Source organism: Pseudolactococcus yaeyamensis (genome assembly GCF_054658615.1).
The window spans coordinates 24,843-30,850 of record NZ_BAAGGP010000029.1; the positions used below are offsets into that span (position 1 = coordinate 24,843).

The window sequence follows — 6,008 nt, forward strand, 5'->3', positions numbered from 1 at the left end:
TCTGATTTATTTTTCTGCCTTAAATTGTAAATTTTTCAATTCTTTTTCAGCATCTTTATAGTCTTTTGCTTTAGAAAAATCAACAGGTAAAAAGACTTGTCCTAATTTACTTTTATCAGCTTTGGCTAAATCTACCGTAATCGTAACAGAATAACTCGCCTTACTTTTCTTCGTTTTAACTGCTATCCCTTCAGAAGAGGGGATATTATCATAAAGCGAATCTAAATTTTTAGCCATTTCTGCTGCCTGTTCTTCTGGATTTCCAGCGCTCATCTTTTGCATCTCGGCAACGAGTTTATCTTTTTCTTCCTGAGCCATTTTAGCATCAGCCTCAATTTCCTTAATCACTTTTTGCGTTTCTTCGGCAGATACTACGCCCATGGTTAATGGCGTCGTTGACTCATAGACCACTTCACTGATTTTTTCACCCTTGTGGGTAATTTTAATTGATGACGCACCCAAATTTTCGCCCTGTAATTCAGGAATGTCCTGCTTAAATACCATTGTTTCTTCTTTTGCTCCGCCACAAGCACCTAGTAGCAAAAGTGTACTAAAAGCGATGACTAAACCTGTTAATTTTTTCATAAAAGTTCTCCTATTTTTTTATTTGACTTCTAAAGTCTGAGAAAAGAAATTGATAAAGTTGATTACTAATTTCTTTTCTCAGACTTCGGAAAAAATTTCTTCCGAAGTCATTTTATTTTTAGCTAGATATTATTTTTAGTTTCAAACATAAAATCATCAATCCTTCTAATAGACACACACCTAATATATGGACTTCAAAAATTGAATGAGCCAAAAACAACATATGCCGTGATGAGCTGAATAGAAAAACATTGACTAAAATATAACTAAAAGTTACTTTCAATACATTTTTTCTCTTAGCTTTGGACAAAACATATGGTATTAAACAGTTTATTAAAACTACAAAAATTAATAAACTATTAATTCTTAAAAACCTCCAAATCGAATAATCCATTATTTGGATAGCATACAACAATGGTGGACAAACCACTAAATTAGATATTAGAATCCTTAAGATATAACTGTTTTGTATTCTTTAGTCTGAATAGCCCAACTTGTTGTACCAATTTTTCTACCCACTGCAGTTTCATAAATATCTGCTGTACACGTATAAGAAATGGCTCGACTATAATACGAAGCAATATATTTTACAGAGCCATATTGTATATAATCCCAAAAACGAAGATACCAATTAGTCAAAACTTTGTAATTACTAGTCCTCAAATTTTGATAGACTTGAATCCCTCCATCAACATACATCATCTCATCATCTGTCATTTCGACATAATTTGCCGACATAACCATTTCCATAAATATTCCTACTTTCTTTTTAAAATTTTTATTTCTGAGATTCATTCGTCTATTTCTTCTAAGTTTTAAAAAAAGAAAATTTAGATTCTTTTCTCAAAACCCAGAAGAGATAATCTCTCCCAGATTTTTTATAGATATTTAATAACCCAACTCAAGGCTCTTATAAACTATAAATCTATACATTAACAAACAGGGAATTATAGAAAATATGATATTATCACCAAAATTCGTTGTCAAACCTATTAGAATACCTTTATCGAATTGCACTGTACAAAAATAAATTTCTACTATCAAAATTATCTCTAATACATTGCCAAATCCCTTAAATTCAATTCTCCATGTATCAATATTAAATACTTTTTTTAAGCTTTTATATCTCTCCGTCTTTCTCATTACTAAGTATGGAAAAATAAAATAGAATACAAAAAACGAATGTTCAAAATTGGGATTATAGATTTTGTAAAACAAATTAATTGTAGCTATTATTAATATCATCATATTATCTACTTCTCGTCTTTTAAATTGTAATGTTACGTACCCAACTAATACCCCAAATATTCGTTCCTATAGGGATATAAAATTTACCACTTGCTACCGCGTCTGCAACTACGATGCCTACCATACCGGAAAATGCCAAAGAAAGGAACATTCCTACCCCCTGTCCAAATGTAGTTGCAAATGCAGCAATTCCAGCTTCAACAGCTGCAGCAGCAATTACACCACAAGCAGCAGCACCTCTCCTTCCAGTTGCTGCACTTACATGAATATTAAAACCTACATATCCACCACCGTCAACATACATCATTTCATCATCTGTCATTTCGACATACTTCATCGGCATAACCATTTCCATAATCGTTTCCTACTTTCTAAGTTTTATTTTTTTGACACACGCGACTTCTTGACTTGCGGTCTTAAAGCTACTTTCATTACTTTTCGCGTCGGGTGAATGACCTAACCTATATTCCAAAGTCTGATACAAGACATCAATTATCTGATAACTAATGTCTTGTAACAAACTTCGGAAAGTGTGAGTTTCCGAAGTCCAATGTCTATTTTTAAATTTACTTTTCCAATTTTGTTTTATTTCGTATAATGAATAGATACAGTGCTAATATTACCCATAACACAAAGAACACATAATTCATTGGGAAAGGAATTTTAACTGAAAAATCAGACAGTTTTTGCCCTAGATAGCCAATCCCCAAAATAAGGATAAAAAGTAACCATTTTGTTTTCCTCTTTAAGCTTTTTTTTGAACCACCTAAATTCATAATAGCTATAAAGCTAAGCGACTTTAGAACACGACCAATGTGACATTCAAAAAATGTTGACTTTAAAGAAGGTAAATCAACTAGCATATCTATCAAGAGAGCAATTAAGACCATTTCCAGTAAACATCTAATTACTCTTTTTTTCATCATCCTGTTCTAAAATCAGCGCCTATCCAACCGTAAGGAACACCACCGCTAAGTCCTGTAAATACATCCCTTCTATCTAAGCCTACCCAGCCATTACCATTTTTATCAAGTGCTCGTGCTACAGAACTACCCAACCCTACTTTATTTGAGGCGTAACCTCCAAGTAATTTTCCTGCTGCATTTACTGTAATACCTAGTGCACCTGCAAGGGCTCCAGCTGCATAACCTCCAGCCGCATCAATCAAATATCCCAATAAGTTTACACCGACAGCAACTCCTGTATAACTCCATGCAGTCCAATATGTTCCCCCATCAACATACATCATCTCATCATCTGTCATTTCGACATAATTCATTGGCATAACCATTTCCATAGTTTGTTCCTACTTTCTTAATTTTAAATTTTTTGACACACGCGACTTCTTGACTTGCGGTCTTAAAGCTACTTTCATTACTTTTCGCGTCGGGTGAATGACCTAACCCAGTTTTTCAAATATTAATAACTGATTTCTTCCTGCTCAATGACATCAGTTTGATTTGTTTTAACAATTTTACCACCATACTGCAAGGCAATCATTTCAGCGTATTTACCATTTAAAGCTACCAATTCATCATGACTGCCTTGCTCAATAATCGCACCATTTGCCATGAAAACAATCAAATCGCAGTTAATAATCGTAGACAGTCTATGGGCGATAATGATTGTTGTTGCGCTATTTGTCGCCTGTAACATAGCTTTCTGGATATAGCGTTCACTGAACGAATCCAGATTACTGGTCGATTCATCAAAGATATACAGGTCTCTTTCTTTGAGAAAAGCTCTAGCTATGGCAATTCGTTGTCGCTCGCCACCTGAAAAATTTGAGCCATTTTCCTCGATAAAAGCATAATAGCGATTAGCTAGTTTTTGGATAAACTCGTGACAACCTGCTAATTTGGCAGCCTTTATCACTTGTTCATAAGTTGCACTTTCATTGCCGAGTTTGATATTTTCCATTATCGTTCCTGTAAACAGTTCAATATTTTGTGGGACATAACCGATTGATTTTCTGAGGTATTTAACTTCAATATCTTCGATGTCGTAGTCGTTAATCGTGAGTTTACCACTATCCCCATTTTGAAATTTCAAAAGAAGTTTTGCAAGCGTTGATTTTCCCGCACCACTTTCGCCAACGATTGCCACACGCTGACCTTGCTCTATTTTCAGATTAAGATTTTTGATAATCGGCGGACGACTGCCATAGCGAAATGTCAAATCTTTAAAGGTAATATTTCCTTTCAGACTAATGTCAGCTAATAATTCCCTATCTTTCGTTTCCTCAGTTTCCAAGTCCATGAGTTCAGACAAACGATTCATGGAAATCTGCGCCTCCTGATAGGTCAGTTGTAAAGAAACTAGACTTTGTATCGGCTCTGTGAAATAACCCGAAAGTGTTTGAAAAACGATAAAGTCACCAAGCGTTAATTTTCCGTCAATAATGGCAATCGCGCCAATGCCAATCATGAAAATACCACTTAGGGTTTGCACGAGTGATGATAGCGAACCTTGCAGATTACTGAGTTTGCCTTCCTCATAACCCAATTTGAGGACTTTGACAAATTTATTTTCTAGTCGTTCAATCTGCACCGCTTCATGAGCAGATGCCTTAACCGTTTCTATATTCTGTATAGACTCAATCAACTGCGAGTTCATCATGGCGCCCGCCTCCATTTGTTCGTAGTTAATGCGTTTATAGCTTTTCTTGAACAAATAAATCAGAGCAACATTGACCAAAACAACGATTAGCACAAGGAAAAATAAAGTGAGATTGATTTTGATAAGGGCGATTCCTGTCAAGACTGCCAAACTTAAATCAAGCACTAACGACACTGAAACTTGAGAGAATATATCCTTTATCGTCATCGCATCTTGGAAACGTGTTAAAATATCCCCAACTCGTCTTGTCGCAAAGAACTGATAAGGCAATCGCAAGACATGGTTATAATAACCCAGAAGGACTGGAATATCAATCTTTCTCGATAGAAACAGCAAGACATGTGTCCTGAAAAAACTGAGGAAAATTTGAATTAGCCCAACCATTCCGAAAACGACGAGATAGACATAAAGTGTTTTCTTTAACTGAAAGGGAATGATTTCATCAAAGACAACTTTCGAAAATAGGCTGGACAAAATCCCTAAAAGCGTTAACGCAAAAGAAGCTAAAATAACCGTCAGCAACATCTTCTTATGTGGGAGCATGACCATTTTAAAAAGTTGCCACATGGTTGTTTTAGCGAGGTAGTTAGTTTCAAATTCACTTTTGGGTAAGAGAATCACCAGCACACCCGTGAATTTTTTAGAAATTTCCTCCTTAGTCAGCTCAACTGAACCTTTAGCTGGGTCAGATACCCAAAACTTGCCATTTTTGATTTTGTTAATGACGATAAAGTGATTTAAACCTGCATCTGTTATGATATGCGCAATCGCTGGCAATGTATACTCGCCGTCAATATCTTCAATCGGAATTTTAATCGCTTTGACTTCAAATCCTAATTTTTCAGCACCAGATACAATACCATCAACACTTGTTCCATAAGCGTCTGTACCAATAATTTCACGGATTTTCATGATTGTCAGCTCTTTTTTGTAGAACTTACAAACCGTTGAAAGAGCTGCAGCTGCACAGTCTGATTCATCATGTTGTAGAACTGTTGCATATTTTTTTAAGTTTAACATCTCATCTCCTTCCTTAGAGCTATGAAAGCGTTTGTATTTTATAGGTTTATTGTAACAGATTTTTTTCGTCTATATTATCAAATTTCCTAAACTGACCAAATTTATACCCTAATCGGTCAAATGTACCTTAAACGGTTATTTTATACCATAAGTGATATATCAGATTTTTATAGTAGCAAAAAAACACCCCTCTGCCAAAGACAAAGGGGTGTTCCAGAGCAACTACTTTCACAAATAGCCGTGCCAAGAAGTTCACATTTCTTGACAAGATTCCATCAATCCTTGACGGGCTAGGCCCCGAATCTCTCAGCGTAAATAAGGAACTTGCGTTCCAAATCGACTCATCGCATGATTTTATTATACGCTATTTTCTAATGTTTTGCAAATGACGCACTTATCAAATAGACCTTTTTTAAAAAAGGCGTTTTTTTATACTATTTTTAAAAATCAGTTGTAGCCTTTTCGGATGCGCCTAGAAATAATCATCCCTTTATTGACTGTTGAAGTCGTGTGGCTTTTCTTGAGAAAAGTTGCTG

6 protein-coding genes are annotated in these 6,008 nt (G+C 35.3%); all 6 read right to left on the reverse strand.

All coding sequences use genetic code 11. From position 1 onward, the window contains the following. Positions 1 to 6: 6 nt before the first annotated feature. The 6 genes from ACYQ21_RS07300 to ACYQ21_RS07325 all read right to left on the reverse strand — a co-directional run bounded on the left by ACYQ21_RS07300 (position 7) and on the right by ACYQ21_RS07325 (position 5,472). Positions 7 to 585, reverse strand: coding sequence for a hypothetical protein (locus tag ACYQ21_RS07300; protein WP_460057008.1), 579 nt, complete (start codon positions 583 to 585; stop codon positions 7 to 9). Positions 586 to 1,035: 450 nt separating this feature from the next. Continuing rightward, positions 1,036 to 1,380: a hypothetical protein gene (locus ACYQ21_RS07305; RefSeq protein ID WP_460057010.1), complete on the reverse strand. Its 345-nt coding sequence runs from the start codon at positions 1,378 to 1,380 to the stop codon at positions 1,036 to 1,038. A 472-nt stretch (positions 1,381 to 1,852) separates the two neighbouring features. Then, on the reverse strand, positions 1,853 to 2,188 hold the full coding sequence (locus ACYQ21_RS07310; protein WP_460057013.1) for a hypothetical protein: 336 nt from the start codon (positions 2,186 to 2,188) through the stop codon (positions 1,853 to 1,855). A 211-nt stretch (positions 2,189 to 2,399) separates the two neighbouring features. After that, a complete protein-coding gene (locus ACYQ21_RS07315; protein ID WP_460057015.1) occupies positions 2,400 to 2,756 on the reverse strand; it encodes a hypothetical protein in 357 nt (118 codons plus the stop codon). Continuing rightward, positions 2,756 to 3,118: a Blp family class II bacteriocin gene (locus tag ACYQ21_RS07320; protein WP_460057017.1), complete on the reverse strand. Its 363-nt coding sequence runs from the start codon at positions 3,116 to 3,118 to the stop codon at positions 2,756 to 2,758. The genes ACYQ21_RS07315 and ACYQ21_RS07320 overlap by 1 nt, the downstream gene beginning before the upstream one ends. A gap of 134 nt (positions 3,119 to 3,252) precedes the next feature. After that, positions 3,253 to 5,472: a peptidase domain-containing ABC transporter gene (locus ACYQ21_RS07325; protein ID WP_460057019.1), complete on the reverse strand. Its 2,220-nt coding sequence runs from the start codon at positions 5,470 to 5,472 to the stop codon at positions 3,253 to 3,255. Positions 5,473 to 6,008: the final 536 nt, after the last annotated feature.